The following is a 19,089-nucleotide window of genomic DNA, read 5'->3' as shown; positions in this document are numbered from 1 at the left end:
TGCGGTCTGTCCGGCCGGGGTAGCGGGGACCCGTCCCTCAGAGCACCGCTTCGATCAGGTGAGGGCCGGGTTCGGCGTGGGCATGACGCAGGGCGGCGAGGAGTTCCTCGCCGGTCGTGGCGCGCTGGGCGGGCACGCCGAAGCCGCGGGCCACCGCCTGCCATTCGAGGGCGGGGTCGCCCAGGCTCGTCATCGACGCCGCCGCGGCGCCCGGATCGTCGATGCCGGCGCGCTGGAGCTCCTGGTCGAGGATGCGGTAGCGGGAGTTGGAGCAGATCACCGTGATGACGTTCAGCGACTCGCGGGCCTGGGTCCACAGCGCCTGGGCGGTGTAGGCGGCGCTGCCGTCGGCCTGCAGGTTGATCACCGCGCGGTCCGGGCAGGCGATCGCCGCACCCGTGGCCACCGGCATGCCCATGCCGATCGCCCCGCCGGTCTGCGACAGCTCGCAGTGCGCGGGCGCGGCGTCGGCGATCGCCGGGTAGGCCGCCGAGGACGACACGCCCTCGTTGACGATGATCGCGTGCTCCGGCTGGGTGAGCACGATCGCCGCCGCGATCGCGTTCGCGTCCAGCGGCCCTGACGGGTTCGCGACCTCCGGGCGCTTCGCGTGCGGCGGTTCCTCGGCCGCGCTGCCGGTGGCCTCGGCCAGCGCCGCCAGGGCGCGCAGCGCGTCAGCGTCGGTGTCGGCCAGCTCGTGCACCTTGATCCCGTCGGGCAGCGGGTGGCTGGGCTGACCGCGGTAGCCGAAGAACGAGACCGGGGTGCGGGCGCCGACGAGGATCAGGTCCGAGAAGCCCTCGAACGCCTCGGTGACCGCCTCCGGGAAGTACGGCAGCGTCCGCACCGGGGGGATGCCCGGACCGCGCTCCATCCGCGCGCTGCCGCGCTCGGCGAGGACCTCGGCACCCACCGTCGCCGCGATCCGGGCCGCCGTGCGGATGCCCTCGGCGCTCTCCACCGCCTGACCGCCCAGCAGCAGCACCGGACGTCGCCCGGCCGAGAGGACCTTCGCGATCTCGGCGATCCGCTGCTCGTCGACCTGCGGGCGCTCCGGCGCGGCGGGCACCGCGACCGGCATGGCGCCCTGGCTCCACATGTGGTCGGCGGCGGCGATCAGCGTCGCGGGCAGCCGCGTCCGCAGCGCCGCGAGGTAGGCCTCGGCGAACTCGCCCGCGGCGGCCGCCGTCGACGACGTCCGGCCCACCCAGCCCGACACCGGCTTGGCCAGCGACTCGATGTCGCTGTGCAGCGGTGCGTCAGCGGCCTGGTGCCAGGAGGCGTGCTCACCGATCAGGTTGATGATCGGGGTGCGGGCGCGGCGGGCGTTGTGCAGGTTCGCGATCCCGTTGGCGAACCCGGGCCCGAGGTGCAGCAGGGTGAGCGCGGGCGTCCCGGTCATCCGGCCGTAGCCGTCGGCCGCGCCGGTCACCACGCCCTCGGACAGGCCAAGCACCGCCCGCATCCCGGGAACCTGGTCGAAGGCCTCGACCAGCGGGATCTCGGTGGTTCCGGGGTTGGCGAAGCAGATGTCGACACCGGCGGCAGCGGCGGTGGCCAGCAGTCCTTCGGAACCCTTCACGAGCACTCCTGTCGGCACGGCGGAAGTCCGGACGGAATCATGCTCACCGCCCGGACCTCCACCGGCAAGAGATCACTCGGGGTGCGCGAGAAGGTGCTGCAGCAGCAGGCGGGTCAGCGAGTCCGGCGCCTCCTCGGGGATCCAGTGCGAGACCTCCTGCAGCATCTCGAACCGGTAGGGCCCGGTGACGTGCCGTTCGGTGGCCAGCGCGGCGGTGGATCCGACCGCGACGTCCTCGGTGCTCCACACGTACAGCGTGGGCACGGTGATCGGGCCGATCTCGCCGTTGAACCGCGACGCCCGGTACCAGTTGAGCGCCCCGGTCAGGGCGCCCGGCTCGGTGAGCCGCTGGACGTAGTCGTCGACGTGGTGCTCCGGGACGCCCGGGTAGTAGATCCGCCGCAGCTTGGCGGCGTTGTCGGCCAGCAGCGTCTTCTCGGCGGTGGAGGAGCGCAGCGCCTGCATGTAGGCCGAGCGCTGCTGCTGGTCCTCGTCCTCGCGCACCGCCCGGGTGAAGGCGTCCAGGTGCGGGATCGACACCGCCGTAAGGGTGCGAACGCGGTCGGGGTGCTCGGCGGCCACCGACCACGCCACCGCCGCGCCCCAGTCGTGGCCGACCAGGTCGAAGCGCTGCCACCCGAAGTGGTCGGCGATGGCCAGCACGTCGCCGACGAGCTCGTCCATCCGGTAGTCGGCGACCTGCTGCGGCCGGACGCCGGAGGAGTAGCCCCGCTGGTCCGGGGCCACGGCGAAGCACTCGGCGCCGCCGAGCACGCCCAGCTGCTCGCTCCACTCGACCGCCGCTTCCGGGAATCCGTGCAGCAGCAGCACCGGGCGCCCGTCCTCGGGGCCCGCGGTCAACGCGTCGAACTCGCCCGCAGGCGTGGGGATCTGGATGTAGTCGGCCACGTGCCACACCCTAACGCTCGCGGGGGTGGGCGGTTTCCGCTGAAACCACCCACCCCCACGAGACCGCGGGCGGTGAGATCACTCGGCGAGGCGGTAGCCCCAGGTGCCGGTGCGGGTCCGTCCCGGCTGGAGGACGATCAGACCGTCGCCGGTGACGAAAGCGTTGGGCGCCAACGTCATCGGTTCCACGGTGAGGCCCTGCCGGCCCGGGCGATCGGTGCTCGGATCGTCGTCGGTGTAGACCTGCAGGTAGTGGTGGGACTCGTCGACCCACAGCTCCACGTCGACGTCCGGGCGCCGGAACCGGACCACCGCTTCGCCGCCTTCGTGGTGCAGTCCGGTGAAGGCGGTGTCCATCGTGGTCCGCCCGATCGGCCTGGCCGAGCGGAAGTCGTACTCGGTGCCCTCCACCGGTGCCGTGCCGGTCGGGATGAGGCGGTCGTTGACGACGTAGTAGGTGTCGGCTGGGATCTCCAGCTCGATGTCGTCGATCCGGGTTCCCGGAGCCGCCGCCAGGTAGGTGTGGTTGGCGGTGCCGAACGGGGCCGGGCCGCGCCCGACGTTGGTGGCCGACAGGGTGCTGGAGAAACCGCGGTCGTCCACTCGGAACTCGATGCGGAACGCCAGCCGGAACGGGTAGCCGTAGTCCGGTGGCAGCACGTGCTCCAGCACCACCGAGTCCGCGCGGTGCGACACCGGGGACCACTCCACGAAGCTCATCAGCCCGTGCAGCGCGGCGTCGCGCTCCGGCTCGTTGATCGCGACCTGCAGCTCCTCGCCCTCGAAGGTGTAGGCGCCGTGGTCGATCCGGTTGGCCCACGGCAGGATCGTCTTGCCCTGGTAGCCCTCGCCGACGTCCTCGGGATCGTGGGTCAGCAGCATCTCCCGGCCGTCGACCGTCCACGACAGAACCGTGGCCGCCACTCCGCCGACCAGGACGCGATGCCGTCCCGCGCCGATCTCGTGGAGGCGGCCGTTCGCGGTCGGGGGAGCGGCGGGCGCGGCCTGGGCGGCCCCGGGCAGGACCGCCGCCGCACCGGCCGCACCGGCGGCCCCCAGCAACGCACCGCGTCTGTTGATCTTCATCGGTCTCCTCATCTGCTCCCCGCCTCGATCGCGGCGATGTTGTGCTCGCGCACCGCGGCCACGTCCGGCTTCATGACCTGGCGGTCGTAGGTGAGGAAGCCGTTGACCTCGTTCTCCACGTCGGTGGTCTGGGTGTAGATCGCCGCCGACAGGCCGTTGGCCCCGATGACGCGCGCCAGCTCGTCGCTGACCTCGCCGTAGCGCCGGGTCAGCTGCTCCCTGCTGTCGGTCATCTCGTAGGCGCTGGGCTCGCCGGGCCACAGGTGCCCTTCCTCGGCCAGCCCCAGCCCGCCGTACTCGCCGTCGACGACGGCCCGGCCGTCCTCGACGGTCGGCGCGCCCGGCCCCACGTAGGTGTGGTCGTCGTAGATGTCCCCCGCGCCGCTGTCGGGCAGCGAGTAGCAGCAGTTCACGCCGCTGGAGGGGTTGATCAGCCGGGTCGGGTCGGTGCGCCGGGTCAGGTCGGTGATCTCGGCGGTGTCGAACTCGCCCCAGCCCTCGTTGAACGGCACCCACGCCACGATGGAGGGCGAGCTGCGCAGCTGGTCGATGATGTCGACCCACTCGGCGCGGTAGTTCGCCTTCATCTCCTCCGACGGCGGCGGGCTGTCCTCCGGCGGGATGTCCAGGTCGATCGGCAGCGACGGCATGTCCTGCCAGACCATCAGCCCGAGCCGGTCGGCCCAGTAGTACCAGCGCGCCGGCTCGACCTTGACGTGCTTGCGGACCGTGTTGAAGCCCAGTTCCTTGGTCTTGTCCAGGTCGAACCGCAGCGCCTCGTCGGTCGGCGCGGTGTAGATGCCGTCCGGCCAGTAGCCCTGGTCCAGCGGACCGTGGTGGAAGACGATCTTCCCGTTGAGGGCCAGCCGCGGCCGCCCCTGCTCGTCGTTGACCAGACCGGTGGTGCGCAGACCCGTGTAGCTGCCGACCTCGTCGAGGACCGCGCCGTCGGCGCCGAGCAGCCGCACGGTCAGGTCGTAGAGGTGGGGGTCGTCCGGGGTCCACAGGTGCGGTTGCGGGACGTCCACGCGCACCGGCTGATCGGCCGGTCCGGTGGTGCGGGTGACCTCGGTTCCCCCGGCGTCGCGCACCGCGACCTCGACCTGAGCCCCGTCGGCGGCGGAGGTCTCGGCGGCGAGGTCGAAGCCGGTCAGGTCCGGGGTGATGTCCAGACCGGTGACGTGCTCCGGGGCGACGGGTTCGAGCCACACCGTCTGCCAGATGCCCGAGGCGCCGGTGTAGAGGATCCCGCCGGGGTCGTTGCGCTGCTTGCCCAGCGGGTGGGGGGCGGTCTCGTTGCCGTCCGAGACGGCGACGGTGAGCCGCTGCGGCTCACCGGGGCGCACGGCGTCGGTGATGTCGGCCTCGAAGGCGGTGTAGCCGCCCTCGTGCACGGCCACCTGCCTGCCGTTGACCGAGACCTCGGCGCGCTGGTCGACGGCTCCGAAGTGCAGGATCAGCCGCTGCCCGGACCAGTCGGCGGGCACCTCGAAGGAGCGCTCGTAGACCATCCGGTCGTCGTGGCGCTGCACGCCCGACAGGGCCGACTCGGGCGGGTAGGGGACGAGTATCTGCTCGCGGGCGTGGTCGCCGCCGGTGTAGTCCCACAGGCCGTTGAGGTTGAGCCAGCGCTCGCGGGTCAGCTGCGGGCGGGGGTACTCGGGCAGGGCGTTGTCCGGGCCGACCTGGTCGGTCCAGGGCGTGGTCAGCGGTGGGTCCTGGGGTCGCCAGGCCGGTGCGGCGGTGGCCATCGATGCGGGTGCTCCGGAGAGGGTCAGCAGGAGTGCGGTGGCAATCGTCGTGACAGGTCGGAACACGGAGTCCTCCTTGACGCCGGAAATTCCGAAAGAAAATCACCAGTAATCAACAACAATGACCACAACCGAACGAGCCGTCAACGAGGACGAGCCGAAACCCGCACATCGGAGCAACCGGTCCACCCGTTGGGCTGGTGCCCGGAACGGTTCGACGGAGCACCGCGCGCAAGATCACCATCGCCTCGGGGGCGCGCAGGGGGCTCGGGATGACGATTTCCCGGCCCGGAGAAGCCGCGTCGGCGAGCCGGGGGTTCCGGCATCGTGGCTGGTGGGAGGCGGTGCGCGAGTGCTGGATCGGTTCTGCGCGGACGAGGTGGATGCACCGATTGACTGATACTGGGGAAAAAGTTATGGCGCTCGGGCGGTGAACGCCGTAACATCCGTGCTCCGCTCTTCGATGCAAGTAGCGCGAGGAGCAAAAAGTCAACCGCCGCATCGGCTATTCAACAGATTCGTCGAATCTTTGTCGATCGGAACTCTTGAAATAGCGCGAACATTGTGCTATATCGGGCGCGCGTCAGTGTACATCTTCCAAGATTTTGTTGCACTCACGTGATCGTTATCGGGTTCAAAATCATCTTGAATCTGCGCTGGTGATCGCGCATTTTTTCACCCAGGGTGACAATGGGAATCACGCAATCATCGCATTGCGGTGATTACCGTCACACGTTTGTACGCTTGCTTCGTGATCTCCTTCGCCTAGGTTGGTTAAGCGACGCACGGAAATGCGTTGCGCCGGTGGGCAAGGGTGCCGACCGAGTGTGATCGGCGTTGGTGTTGCGGCCTTGAGCGTTTTCTCGGCTGCCCGCGCCGGTCGGAGGTGTTGCCTTTTTTCGCAGTGGCGACCCGCACGGCCGCGAGACACATGCTCGGGGCACGGATTTGCGCATGCCTGAAGTTCGTGGGTGGCGCATGACCAACGTGAGTGGTGGGAGTGAAAATGGCCAAGAGCGTGGACGACTTGACTTCTAACGAGGCAGGAGCGCCTGACACGGCCGAGCTGGTGGCGCGTGAGGAGCAGGTGTTCGGCGAAAACCCGTTGGAGGTTCGCGAGTCCGACCACTACACCCACGAGTACGTCGGTGGATTCGTGGAGAAGTGGGACGATCTGATCGACTGGAAGAAGCGCTACGAGAGCGAGGGCAGCTTCTTCATCGACCAGCTCAAGGCTCGCGGCGTCAAGTCCGTCCTGGACGCGGCCACGGGAACCGGGTTCCACTCGGTGCGGCTGCTGGAGGAGGGCTTCGAGACGGTCTCGGCCGACGGCAGCCCGCAGATGCTGGCCAAGGCGTTCCAGAACGGGCTCGAGTACGGCGGGCACATTCTGCGCGTGGTCAACGCCGACTGGCGCTGGCTGAATCGTGACGTCCACGGCGAATACGACGCGATCATTTGTCTCGGGAACTCGTTCACGCACCTGTTCTCCGAGCGCGACCGCCGCAAGACGCTCGCCGAGTTCTACGCGATGCTGAAGCACGACGGCGTCCTGATTATCGACCAGCGGAATTACGACTCCATTCTGGACGACGGATTCAGCTCGAAGCACACGTACTATTACGCGGGCGAGGACGTTTCCGCTGAGCCGGATTACGTCGATGAAGGTCTGGCGCGGTTCAAGTACACGTTCCCGGACAAGTCTGAATTCTTCCTGAACATGTACCCGCTGCGGAAGAACTACACGCGGCGGCTGCTGCGCGAGGTCGGATTCCAGCGGATCGACACCTACGGCGACTTCCAGGAGACCTACCAGGAGGGCGAGCCGGACTTCTACATCCACGTCGCGGAGAAGAAGTACCGCCCCGACGAGGAGCTCTCCGACGTCTACTCGACCGCGGTGCACACCGCCCGCGACTACTACAACTCCGAGGACGCCGACAACTTCTACTACCACGTGTGGGGCGGCAACGACATCCACGTCGGCCTCTACAGCTCCGACACCGAGGACATCGACACCGCCTCGCGGCGCACCGTCGAGCGGATGTGCTCCAAGGTGGAGATCACCCCGGAGACCCGCATCCTCGACATCGGTGCCGGTTACGGCGGCGCGGCCCGCCACCTGGCGCGGACCTACGGGTGCAAGGTGTCCTGCCTGAACCTCTCCGAGGTCGAGAACGCCCGGAACGTGGAGTTCAACCGCGCCGAGGGCCTCGACGAGCTCATCGAGGTCAAGGACGGCTCCTTCGAGGACATCCCGTTCCAGGACAACGCCTTCGACATCGTGTGGTCGCAGGACGCGATCCTGCACAGCGGTGACCGGCCGCGCGTGCTGGAGGAGGTCGCCCGCGTCCTCAAGCCGACCGGGTCGTTCCTGTTCACCGACCCGATGGCGGCCGACACGGCCAAGCGCTCCGAGCTCGGCCCGATCCTCGATCGGCTGAGCCTGGACACGATGGGTTCGCCCGGCTTCTACCGCCGCGAGCTGGCCCGTCTGGGTCTGCAGAACTTCGAGTTCGACGACCTGACCGAGTACCTGGCGATCCACTACGGCCGGGTGCTGCAGGAACTGGAAGCCCGAGAGGGTGATCTTGCCGACAAGATCAGTGACGCCTACCGCACCAAGATGAAGACCGGCCTGAAGAACTGGGTGTCCGGGGGCAAGGCGGGGAACCTCGCGTGGGGCATCATTCACGCCCGAGTCTAGGTCCCCCCTGGTAACCAACCTGACTACCGTACGCAAGGATCAAAGCTGCAAAGCTTGTGAGGTGAGGAGCAGTCGTGAGTGAGATCAACCGCCGGTTGTTCACCAGTGAGTCGGTGACCGAGGGCCACCCCGACAAGATGTGCGACGCGATCAGCGACTCGATCCTGGACGCCTACCTGGCCCAGGACCCGAAGTCCCGCGTCGCGGTGGAAACCATGGTCACCACCGGCCAGGTGCACGTCGCCGGTGAGGTCACCACGAAGGCCAACATCGACGTCCCGAGCCTGGTTCGGGAGAAGATCCTGGAGATCGGCTACGACTCCTCGATCAAGGGATTCGACGGCGAGACCTGCGGTGTCAACGTCGCGATCGGCAAGCAGTCCCCGGACATCGCGCAGGGCGTCGACGAGGCGCACGAGAAGCGCGTCGAGGGCAGCGAGGACGAGATCGCCAAGCAGGGCGCCGGCGACCAGGGCCTCATGTTCGGCTACGCCTGCAACGACACCGACGAGCTGGCGCCGCTGCCGATCACCTTGGCGCACCGCATGTCGCGTCGGCTGACCAACGTGCGCAAGGACGGCACGCTGCCGTACCTGCGCGCCGACGGCAAGACCCAGGTCACCGTCGAGTACGCGGGCGACCAGGCCGTGCGCCTGGACACCGTGGTGCTGTCGACCCAGCACGCCGAGGAGATCGACCTCGACGGCCAGCTGGTCGGCGACATCCAGAAGCACGTCATCGCTCCGGAGCTGGAGCGCGCCGGTCTGGACGCGAGCGACGCCCGCGTCCTGATCAACCCGACCGGCCGCTTCGTCCTCGGTGGCCCGATGGGCGACGCCGGTCTGACCGGCCGGAAGATCATCGTCGACACCTACGGCGGCATGGCCCGCCACGGTGGTGGCGCCTTCTCGGGCAAGGACCCGTCGAAGGTGGACCGCTCCGCGGCCTACGCCATGCGCTGGGTGGCCAAGAACGCGGTCGCCGCCGGTCTGGCCGGCCGCATCGAGGTCCAGGTCGCCTACGCGATCGGCAAGGCCGCCCCGGTCGGCCTGTTCGTCGAGACCTTCGGCACCGAGAACGTCGACCCGGTCAAGATCCAGGCCGCCATCAACGAGGTCTTCGACCTGCGCCCCGGCGCGATCGTGCGTGACCTCGACCTCCTTCGGCCCATCTACGCCCCGACCGCGGCTTACGGTCACTTCGGGCGCAGCGACGTCGACCTGCCGTGGGAGAACACCGACCGCGCCGCGGCCCTCAAGGCCGCTGCCGGTCTGTAAGCCACCAAAACCGACGAAGCTGTCGCAGGCTGCGGGGCGCCGCCCAGAAATGGCCGTGTCCCGCAGCCTGCCCTGGTGAAGGAGTTATTCAAAGTGCGGATTGCGGTGACCGGTTCGATCGCCACCGACCACCTGATGTCCTACCCCGGTAGGATCACCGAGCAGCTCGTGGCCGACCGGCTGGAGCAGGTCTCGCTGTCGTTCCTGGTCGACGAGCTGGAGGTGCGCCGCGGCGGGATCGCCGGCAACATCACCTTCGGCCTCGGCAAGCTGGGCGTGACCTCGACGCTGGTGGGCGCGGTCGGCCAGGACTTCAACGACTATCGCTCGTGGCTGGAGCGGCACGGCGTGGACACCGAGTCCGTGCACGTCTCCGAGACCAAGCACACCGCTCGGTTCCTGTGCACCACCGACGCCGACCACAACCAGATCGCGTCGTTCTACCCCGGTGCGATGAGCGAGGCCCGGGAGATCGAGCTCAAGCCCGTCGCCGAGCGCCTCGGCGGTCTCGACATCGTCGTCATCTCGGCGAACGACCCCGAAGCGATGGTGCGGCACACCCAGGAGTGCCGGGACCGCGGCTACAACTTCCTCGCCGACCCGGGCCAGCAGCTGGCCCGCATGGAAGGCGACGACATCCGTAAACTCGTGGACGGCGCGCAGTACCTGTTCACCAACGAGTACGAGCACGGCCTGCTGCTGCAGAGCACCGGCTGGACCGAGGACGAGGTCCTCGGCCGCGTCGGCAAGTGGGTCACCTCGCTCGGCCCGAAGGGCGTCCAGGTCAAGGCCAAGGGCGAGGAGACGCTGCTGGTCGAGCCCCCGAAGGAGAAGCAGAAGGGTGACCCGACCGGCGTCGGCGACGCGCTTCGCGCCGGCTTCCTCGCCGGGCTCAAGGGCGGTCTGAGCCTGGAGCGGTCGCTGCAGCTGGGCTGCACCCTGGCGACCGTCTCGCTGGAGACCGACGGTCCGCAGGAGTACGACGTGGAAAAGGACTCGTTCCTGGCCCGCATCGCCGAGGCCTACGGCGACGAAGCGGCGGCCGAAATCGGGCCGAAGCTGCGCTGACGAACGGGGAGTAGCGGCATGTCAGACCGGCACAACGATCCCAGCGGTTTCCTCGCCGCCATCGACGAGCGCGTCCTCGTCGCCGATGGCGGCATGGGCACCGCGTTGCAGGCCTACGACCTCAGCTTGGACGACTTCTCCAACCTGGAGGGCTGCAACGAGATCCTCAACGTGACCCGGCCCGACGTGGTGTCCTCGATCTACCGGGGCTACCTGGACGCGGGCTCGGACGCGATCGAGACCAACACCTTCGGCGCCAACTGGGCCAACCTGGCCGAGTACGACATCCCGGAGCGCATCCGGGAGCTGGCCGAGGTCGGTTCGCGGCTGGCCCGCGAGGCCGCCGACGAGTACTCCACGCCGGACCGCAAGCGGTTCGTGCTGGGCTCGATGGGACCGGGCACCAAGCTGCCCACCCTGGGCCACGCGCCCTACGCGAAGCTGCGCGACGCCTACTACGAGCAGGCCCTGGGCATGCTCGACGGGGGCATCGACGTCTTCCTGGTCGAGACCTCGCAGGACCTGCTGCAGACCAAGGCGTCGATCGTGGCGGCCAAGCGCGCCATGGCGCAGACCGGCCAGCAGCTGCCGATCATCGCCCAGGTCACGGTGGAGACCACCGGCACGATGCTGGTCGGTTCCGAGATCGGCGCGGCGCTGACCGCGCTGGAACCGCTCGGCATCGACCTGATCGGGATGAACTGCGCGACGGGTCCCGCGGAGATGAGCGAGCACCTGCGGGTGCTGGCGCAGAACTCGCGGATCCCGCTGTCGGTGATGCCCAACGCCGGTCTGCCGGAGCTGGGCCCCAACGGCGCGGTGTACCCGCTGCAGCCCGACGAGCTCGCCGAGGCGCTGGCCGGCTTCGTGCGCGACTACGGCGCCCGGCTGGTCGGCGGCTGCTGCGGCACGACCACCGAGCACGTCCGCGCGGTGGCCGAGGCCGTGGGCGGTACCCCGCCCACCCCGCGCACGCCGGAGATCATCCCGTCGGTGTCCTCCGTGTACCAGAGCGTCCCGTTCGAGCAGGACGCCTCGATCCTCAACGTCGGTGAGCGCACCAACGCCAACGGGTCGAAGGCGTTCCGCGAGGCGATGCTCGAGGAGCGCTACGAGGACTGCGTCGAGATCGCCAAGGCCCAGACCCGCGAGGGCGCGCACATGCTGGACCTGTGCGTGGACTACGTGGGCCGCGACGGCACGCACGACATGCGGGAGCTGGCCTCGCGGCTGGCGACCGCCTCGACGCTGCCGATCATGGTCGACTCCACCGAGCCCGACGTGATCGAGGCCGGTCTGGAGCACCTGGGCGGGCGCTGCGCGGTCAACTCGGTCAACTACGAGGACGGCACCGAACCGGGCGGCCGGTTCCAGCGGGTCATGGAGATGGTCCGCGAGCACGGTGCGACCGTCGTCGTGACCTGCATCGACGAGGAAGGCCAGGCGCGCACCAAGGACTGGAAGCTGCGCGTCGCCGAGCGGATGATCGAGGACCTGACCACCAACTGGGGTCTGGAGAAGTCCGCGATCATCATCGACTGCCTGGTCTTCCCGATCACCACCGGTCAGGAGGAGGTCCGCAAGGACGCCATCGAGACGATCGAGGCCATCAAGGAGCTCAAGCGCCGGCACCCCGAGGTGCAGACGACGCTGGGTCTGTCCAACGTGTCCTTCGGTCTGAACCCGGCCGCGCGCCAGGTGCTCAACTCGGTGTTCCTCAACGAGTGCCGCGAGGCCGGGCTGGACTCGGCGATCGTGAACTCCTCGAAGATCCTGCCGATGAACAAGATCGACGAGGAGCCGCGCAAGGTCGCCCTGGACCTGGTCTACGACCGGCGCGACGGCGAGTACGACCCGCTGCAGAAGCTCATGGAGCTCTTCGAGGGCCAGACCGCGAAGTCCTCCAGCGCCTCGCGCGCCGAGGAGCTGGCCAAGCTCCCGCTGTTCGAGCGCCTGCAGAAGCGGATCATCGACGGTGAGCGCAACGGCCTCGAGGACGACCTCGAAGCCGGCATGCAGGAGAAGGCCCCGCTGGAGATCATCAACGAGGACCTGCTCGGCGGCATGAAGGTCGTCGGCGACCTCTTCGGCTCCGGCCAGATGCAGCTGCCGTTCGTGCTGCAGTCGGCCGAGGTCATGAAGGCGGCGGTGGCCTACCTCGAACCGCACATGGAGAAGGACGACTCCGGCGGCAAGGGCAAGCTGCTGCTGGCCACGGTCAAGGGCGACGTCCACGACATCGGCAAGAACCTCGTCGACATCATCGTCTCCAACAACGGCTACGACGTGGTCAACATCGGCATCAAGCAGCCGATCAACGCCATCATCGAGGCCGCCGAGGAGCACAAGGTCGACGTGATCGGCATGTCCGGCCTGCTGGTGAAGTCCACCGTGATCATGAAGGACAACCTGCAGGAGATGAACTCCCGCAGCATCTCCGAGAAGTACCCGGTGATGCTCGGCGGCGCGGCGCTGACCCGCTCCTTCGTGGAGCAGGACCTCGACGAGGTCTACGAGGGCGATGTCCGCTACGCCAAGGACGCCTTCGAGGGCCTGCACCTGATGGACCGCCTGATGGCCATCAAGCGCGGCGACTCCCCGGAGGAGGACGCCGCCGAGGAGGCCAAGAAGGCCGAGCGCAAGGAGCGCCGCGCGCGTTCCCAGCGCATCGCCGAGAAGCGCAAGGCCGAGGCCGGTGACGAGCCGGGCTACGACGACACCACGCGGTCCGACGTGGCCGCCGACGTCGAGGTCCCGACCCCGCCGTTCTGGGGCTCGAAGGTGGTCAAGGGAGTCGCGGTCAACGACTACCTGCAGCTGCTCGACGAGCGGGCCACGTTCTTCGGCCAGTGGGGCCTGCGCGGCGCCAAGAAGGGCGAGGGAGCGACCTACGAGGAGCTCGTGGAGTCCGAGGGCCGGCCGCGGCTGCGCCACTGGATCGACGAGCTGTCCACGCAGGGCATCCTGCAGCACGCGGCGGTGGTCTACGGCTACTTCCCGTGCGTCACCGAGGGCAACCACCTCGTCGTGCTGGACAAGGAGGAGCCCGACGCCCAGGAGCGGCACCGGTTCTTCTTCCCCCGGCAGAAGCGCGACCGCCGGCTGTGCCTGGCCGACTTCTTCCGCACGCGGGAGCAGGCCGAGCAGACCGGTCAGGTCGACGTGCTGCCGATCCAGCTGGTGACGATGGGCCAGCCCATCGCCGACTTCGCCAACGAGCTGTTCGCCAAGAACGCCTACCGGGACTACCTGGAGGTGCACGGCATGGGCGTGCAGCTCACCGAGGCGCTGGCCGAGTACTGGCACCGCCGCGTGCGGCGCGAGCTGGCCTGGGCCAACGGCGGCAACGTGGCGCAGGAGGACCCCTCCGACGTGCGCGAGTTCTTCAAGCTCGGCTACCGGGGCGCCCGGTACTCGTTCGGGTACGGCGCGTGCCCGGACATCGAGGACCGCGCCAAGCTGGTCGACCTGCTGGAGGCGGAACGCATCGGCGTCGTGCTCTCCGAGGAGTTCCAGCTCCACCCGGAGCAGTCGACGGACGCGATCATCGCCCACCACCCGGAAGCCAAGTACTTCAACACCTGATTCCGCTGTTCCATCAGCTGCCGATCAGAAAGAAACAGAAGGGAAGTCATGAGCGTCAAGCTGCAGAAGGTCAACGGCCTCGAGTTCGCCGTGAAGGACCTGGCGCTGGCCGAAGCCGGTCGTCACCAGATCCGCCTGGCCGAGCACGAGATGCCGGGTCTGATGGCTACGCGGAAGGAATACGCCGGCTCCCAGCCGCTCAAGGGCGCCCGGATCGCGGGTTCGTTGCACATGACGGTGCAGACGGCTGTGCTGATCGAGACTCTGGTCGCTCTGGGTGCGGATGTGCGTTGGGTGTCCTGCAACATCTTCTCCACTCAGGACGAGGCCGCCGCCGCGGTCGTCGTCGGCCCGAACGGCACCCCGGAGAAGCCTGCTGGTGTTCCGGTGTTCGCGTGGAAGGGCGAGACGCTGGAGGACTACTGGTGGTGCACCGATCAGCTGTGGGACTTCGGTGACGGCAAGGTCGCCAACATGATCCTCGACGATGGTGGCGACGCGACGCTGCTGGTGCACAAGGGTGTGGAGTTCGAGGCCGCGGGTGCGGTGCCGCAGCCGAGTGCGGATGATCCGGAGGAGTTCAAGGTCGTCCTGTCGACGTTGCGCAAGTCGTTGGAGAACGACAAGCAGCGGTTCACCAAGCTCGCGGCTGAGATCAAGGGTGTGACCGAGGAGACGACCACGGGTGTTCACAAGCTCTACGAGCTGGTGAAGTCCGAGGAGCTGCTGTTCCCGGCGATCAACGTCAACGACTCGGTGACGAAGTCGAAGTTCGACAACAAGTACGGCTGCCGTCACTCGCTGGTGGATGGCATCAACCGGGCCACCGATGTGCTCATCGGCGGTAAGGTCGCGGTGATCTGCGGTTTCGGTGACGTCGGCAAGGGCTCGGCGGAGTCGTTGCGGGGTCAGGGTGCTCGGGTGATCGTGACCGAGATCGACCCGATCTGCGCGCTGCAGGCCGCGATGGAGGGCTACGAGGTCAAGACGCTTGAGGATGTCGTGGAGTACGCGGACATCTTCATCACGACGACGGGTAATTACGACATCATCAAGGCCGAGCACATGGCCAAGATGAAGCACCAGGCGATCGTGGGCAACATCGGTCATTTCGACAACGAGATCGACATGGCGGGTCTGGAGAAGACCCCGGGTGTGACCAAGCAGGAGATCAAGCCGCAGGTGCACGAGTACACCTTCGCCGACGGGCACAGCATCATCGTGCTGTCGGAGGGTCGTCTGCTGAACCTGGGCAACGCCACGGGTCACCCGTCGTTTGTGATGTCGAACAGCTTCACCAACCAGACGATCGCGCAGATCGAGCTGTTCACCAAGCCGGGCGAGTACGGCAAGGACGTCTACGTGCTGCCCAAGCACCTGGACGAGAAGGTCGCTCGTCTGCACCTGGACGCGCTGGGTGTGAAGCTGACCAAGCTCACCAAGGAGCAGGCGGCCTACATCGGCGTCGACGTCGAGGGCCCCTACAAGCCCGAGCACTACCGCTACTGAGCAACCAGCCGTGAGTCTCCCGGCCCCCCACCACTCCCGGGAGGCTCACGGCTGGCCGTGTATCGCGCGGGCAACGGCGCCTGCGCCGCAGGGAAATTCGGCGCTGCATCCGGCGAAAGGTCGGGTGCAGCGCCGTTTTCAGTCGAACAGCAGATCCGCCGGATCGCGGCGCGGTGTCTCCGGCACGGGGGAGCCGTAGCCGAAGCGCAGCACGGCCTGCGGGTGCAGCGAACCGCCCAGCATCCGGCGCAGCTCGTCGCGCGTGTCCTGCACCTCGACGACCTGCGACAGCAGCGAGGCCGACAGGCCGTGCGCGCAGGCCGTGAGCAGCACCCGCTGCATCGCCTGACCGGCCCGGACGTCGTCGGCGCGGCTGTCGTGGTGCGAGCACAGCACCGCCAGCAGCGGATCGCGCTCGAAGTCCTTGCCCGCCACTCGTTCCGGAGCCGAACCGCCCGAGAAGTCCCGCACCACCCACAGGTCCTGGGGCTCCGGGCGAGGACCGGCGGAGGCCGTCGGAACCCCTTCGCTCACCTGTCGCGAACGCCCGGTCCAGCGCTCCAGCTCCGCGCGGAAGCGCTCGTCGTCGAGCTGGACCCGGTGCGCCCGCTGCGCCAGCTCGGCGAAGGCGTCGAGCTCGGTGCGGGCCAGCACGTGCAGCCATCCCTGCTCCCGCTGCGCGGCGTTGATCAGCGCGTGCCGGTCGGTGGTCGACACGGGGATCTCCTGGAACGGGCGGCGGTTGGTGCGGCGACGCGGGATCGCGTCGTGGAGCTCGCGCTCGGCCGGGGCCTGCTCGGCCCGGCCCCCGTCGCGTACCTCCGCGAGCACCGTCGGCGCGCTCATCGACGAGGGCGGGTCGACCACCGGCCGCAGGCCCTCGTGCTCCAGCGCCAGCCGCAGGTTCAGCAACGCCGCCCCGCACGACAGGCGCAGCTCGCGGTCGTCGGGATCGGTGGCGGGCAACCGCCGCTGCGGATCGGCGTGCACCTCGATGACGTGTTCGCCGAGCCGGAACAGCCACGGCTGCCGGTTGTGCAGCGACGGGGCGAGCCCGGCGCAGCGGATCACGTGCTCGGTGCGCTCGGGCGGCAAGCCCAACGCCGTCGGAAAAGTCATGGCCAGCCCCTCGACGTGTCCGGCCGCACAACGCCATCCGAGTCTGGCAGAGCCCCGGCTAGCCCGCCGGGTGTGCGGTGCGCGCGGTCGAGCCGCGCACCACGAGCTCGCTGGGGAAGCGCTCTTCGCGGGCAGGCAGATCGCGGTCGTCGATGCGCTCCAGCAGCAGCCGGACCGCGGCGCGCGCCATCTCGGCGATGGGCTGGCGCACGGTGGTGACGTCGTAGGAGTCCCACGCCGCCATCGCGATGTCGTCGTAGCCGACCACCCACACGTCCTCCGGGACGCGGCGGGCCAGCGAGACCGCACCGTCGACGGCGCCCAGCGCGGTGAGGTCGTTGGCGCAGAACACCGCCGTGGGCGGGTCGGGCAGCTCCAGCAGGTCGCGCATCGCGGTGCGCGCGAGGTCGTGGGCGAACCCGCTCGGGACGCTGAGCTCGGCGGCCAGCGGGTGGCCGAGCTCGGCGAGGCGCTCGCGGAACCCCTGCTCGCGGTGCCGGGCGGTGCTGGGCAGCTCCGGCCCGGCCAGGAACCCGATGCGGGTGTGGCCGGTGGCCACCAGGTAGTCGGCGACCGCGCGGCCGCCGCCGAGGTTGTCGGTGGTGACCTGATCGCAGTCGAGCTCGTCGAGGCCGCGGTGCAGCAGCACGATCGGGTCGGAGCGGTCCACCGCGTCGGTGAGCTGGGGCGTCGGCTCGGTGACGGTGGTGAAGATCAGGCCGTCGGCGGTGCCCTCGTCCAGCGACTCCAGCGCGCCGGACCCGTCCGCGCCGTTCCACAGCACCATGCGCTGCCCCGCGGCGTCGAGGGCTTCGGCGACGGCTTCCAGCAGCTGCGGGTAGAAGGGGTTGGTGATGTCGGCGACGACCACCCCGACGGTCGCCGTGCGCCGGGTGCGCATGGTGCGCGCGGCGGCGTGCGGCCGGTAACCGGCCTCGCGCATCGCGGCCAGCACGCGCTCCCGGGTCTGCGGGGCGACCTTGCCGTTGTCCTGCAGGACTCGGGACACGGTCATCTGGGACACGCCGGCCAACCGTGCCACGTCCCGGCTGGTGACCACCGGGCACCTCCTTCGCGTCTGCACCGAGGAAGGCCATCCTACGGGGTTTACGTAAACACCCGCGCCGCCTAGGGTGCGTGTGTACGTAAACATCCTGGGAGGGACACATGACGTTCGCGCTGAAGCGGGCCGCGGAGAGCTCGGCGGCCACCACGACCTCGCTGCCCGACGTGCAGGAGAAGGTCGCCGCGATCATCGCCGACATCCGCGAGCGCGGGGACGAGGCGGTCCGCGAGTGCTCGGCCCGCTTCGACAAGTGGGAGCCGGAGGCGTTCCGGCTGTCGCGAGCTCAGATCGACGAGATCATGGCCCGGGTGCCCGACCAGGTCATCGCCGACATCGAGTTCGTCCAGCAGCAGGTCCGCGGCTTCGCCGAGAAGCAGCTGGAGTCGATGCGCGAGATCGAGGTCGAGACGCTGCCGGGCGTGCACCTGGGGCAGAAGCACATCCCGGTCGCCGCGGCGGGCGCCTACGTGCCGGGCGGGCGCTACCCGCTGCTGGCCTCGGCGCACATGACGATCCTGACCGCCAAGGCCGCCGGGGTGCCGCGCGTCATCGCCTGCACGCCCCCGATCCGCGGCGAGGTCCCCGACGCCACCGTCGCGGCCATGCACCTGGCAGGTGCCGATGAGATCTACCTGCTCGGCGGTGTGCAGGCGGTGGTGAGCATGGCGCTGGGCACCGAGACGATCGAGCCGGTCGACATGCTCGCCGGACCCGGCAACGCCTTCGTCGCCGAGGCCAAGCGGCAGCTCTACGGCGAGATCGGCATCGACCTGTTCGCCGGGCCGACCGAGGTCCTCATCGTCGCCGACGAGACCGCCGACCCGTTCGTGGTGGCCGTCGACCTGCTCAGCCAGGCCGAGCACGGTCCCGACTCGCCCGCGGTGCTCATCACGACCTCGGAAGCGCTGGGCCGCAGCGTGATCGAGCACGTCGACGCCCTGCTGCCGGACATGCCCACGCGCGACAACGCCGAGCCGGCCTGGCGCGACCACGGCGAGGTGCACGTGGTGCCCGACCTCGACGAGGCCTACCGGCTCGCCGACGCCTACGCGAGCGAGCACGTGCAGATCCTCACCCGGCAGCCCCGCGAGGCCCTGGAGAAGATGCGCAACTACGGCGCGCTGTTCCTGGGCGAGGGGACCTGCGTGTCCTACGGCGACAAGGTGATCGGCACCAACCACGTGCTGCCCACCCGGGGCGCTGCCCGCTACACCGGCGGCCTGTGGGTCGGCAAGTACCTCAAGACCGTGACCTACCAGGAGGTCACGGACACGGCCGCCAGCGCCCGGCTCGGCGAGGTCTGCGGCCGCGCCGCCCGCGTCGAGCTCTTCGAGGGCCACGCCCGCTCCGGCGACGTCCGCGCCGCCAAGTACGGCACAGCAGACCTCCCCTGGGCGCCCAACGCGGCCGCACGCTCCTGACCGCAGCGG

General features: G+C 69.1%; 12 protein-coding genes. 6 read left to right on the top strand and 6 right to left on the bottom strand.

Annotated elements, in window-relative coordinates:
- Positions 1–37 precede the first annotated feature (37 nt).
- The 4 genes from QFW96_RS26725 to QFW96_RS26710 all read right to left on the bottom strand — a co-directional run bounded on the left by QFW96_RS26725 (position 38) and on the right by QFW96_RS26710 (position 5,328).
- A complete protein-coding gene (locus tag QFW96_RS26725) occupies positions 38–1,582 on the bottom strand; it encodes an acetolactate synthase large subunit (protein WP_281458497.1) in 1,545 nt (514 codons plus the stop codon).
- Between the two features lie 72 nt (positions 1,583–1,654).
- A complete protein-coding gene (locus QFW96_RS26720; protein ID WP_281458496.1) occupies positions 1,655–2,491 on the bottom strand; it encodes an alpha/beta fold hydrolase in 837 nt (278 codons plus the stop codon).
- 78 nt (positions 2,492–2,569) lie between these two features.
- Entirely contained in the window at positions 2,570–3,577 is a 1,008-nt protein-coding gene (locus QFW96_RS26715; RefSeq protein WP_281458495.1) for an aldose 1-epimerase family protein, read from the bottom strand.
- A gap of 8 nt (positions 3,578–3,585) precedes the next feature.
- Positions 3,586–5,328: a glycoside hydrolase family 2 protein gene (locus QFW96_RS26710; protein WP_281458539.1), complete on the bottom strand. Its 1,743-nt coding sequence runs from the start codon at positions 5,326–5,328 to the stop codon at positions 3,586–3,588.
- Positions 5,329–6,334: 1,006 nt separating this feature from the next.
- Between QFW96_RS26710 and QFW96_RS26705 the strand changes: the two genes are divergently transcribed.
- The 5 genes from QFW96_RS26705 to ahcY all read left to right on the top strand — a co-directional run bounded on the left by QFW96_RS26705 (position 6,335) and on the right by ahcY (position 15,474).
- On the top strand, positions 6,335–8,035 hold the full coding sequence (locus QFW96_RS26705) for a glycine/sarcosine N-methyltransferase (RefSeq protein ID WP_281458494.1): 1,701 nt from the start codon (positions 6,335–6,337) through the stop codon (positions 8,033–8,035).
- A gap of 74 nt (positions 8,036–8,109) precedes the next feature.
- A complete protein-coding gene (metK, locus tag QFW96_RS26700) occupies positions 8,110–9,312 on the top strand; it encodes a methionine adenosyltransferase (protein ID WP_281458493.1) in 1,203 nt (400 codons plus the stop codon).
- A gap of 93 nt (positions 9,313–9,405) precedes the next feature.
- Positions 9,406–10,380 (top strand): carbohydrate kinase family protein, encoded by a 975-nt coding sequence (locus QFW96_RS26695; protein WP_281458492.1) that lies wholly within the window; start codon positions 9,406–9,408, stop codon positions 10,378–10,380.
- A gap of 18 nt (positions 10,381–10,398) precedes the next feature.
- The gene (gene metH, locus QFW96_RS26690) at positions 10,399–13,965 is read left to right on the top strand and encodes a methionine synthase (RefSeq protein WP_281458491.1); all 3,567 of its coding nucleotides are present in this window, start codon (positions 10,399–10,401) and stop codon (positions 13,963–13,965) included.
- Positions 13,966–14,013: 48 nt separating this feature from the next.
- Complete coding sequence (ahcY, locus tag QFW96_RS26685; protein WP_281458490.1) at positions 14,014–15,474, top strand: adenosylhomocysteinase; 1,461 nt, start codon at positions 14,014–14,016, stop codon at positions 15,472–15,474.
- Positions 15,475–15,612: 138 nt separating this feature from the next.
- Here ahcY and QFW96_RS26680 read toward each other — a convergent pair whose 3' ends face one another.
- Together QFW96_RS26680 and QFW96_RS26675 are read right to left on the bottom strand one after the other, a co-directional pair.
- On the bottom strand, positions 15,613–16,593 hold the full coding sequence (locus tag QFW96_RS26680) for an Acg family FMN-binding oxidoreductase (RefSeq protein WP_281458489.1): 981 nt from the start codon (positions 16,591–16,593) through the stop codon (positions 15,613–15,615).
- Between the two features lie 58 nt (positions 16,594–16,651).
- Positions 16,652–17,653 (bottom strand): LacI family DNA-binding transcriptional regulator, encoded by a 1,002-nt coding sequence (locus QFW96_RS26675; protein WP_281458488.1) that lies wholly within the window; start codon positions 17,651–17,653, stop codon positions 16,652–16,654.
- A gap of 107 nt (positions 17,654–17,760) precedes the next feature.
- On the opposite strand from QFW96_RS26675, the gene hisD reads away from it, so the two are divergent.
- Positions 17,761–19,080 carry a histidinol dehydrogenase gene (gene hisD / locus QFW96_RS26670; RefSeq protein ID WP_281458487.1) on the top strand — a complete coding sequence of 440 codons (1,320 nt, stop codon included), beginning with the start codon at positions 17,761–17,763 and terminating at the stop codon, positions 19,078–19,080.
- Positions 19,081–19,089 lie beyond the last annotated feature (9 nt).

Origin of the sequence: Saccharopolyspora ipomoeae, from assembly GCF_029952525.1 — a bacterium.
Lineage (GTDB): Bacteria > Actinomycetota > Actinomycetes > Mycobacteriales > Pseudonocardiaceae > Saccharopolyspora > Saccharopolyspora ipomoeae.
The sequence above is the reverse complement of the archived record's forward strand: the minus strand, read 5'-3'. Positions and strand labels throughout refer to the sequence as shown.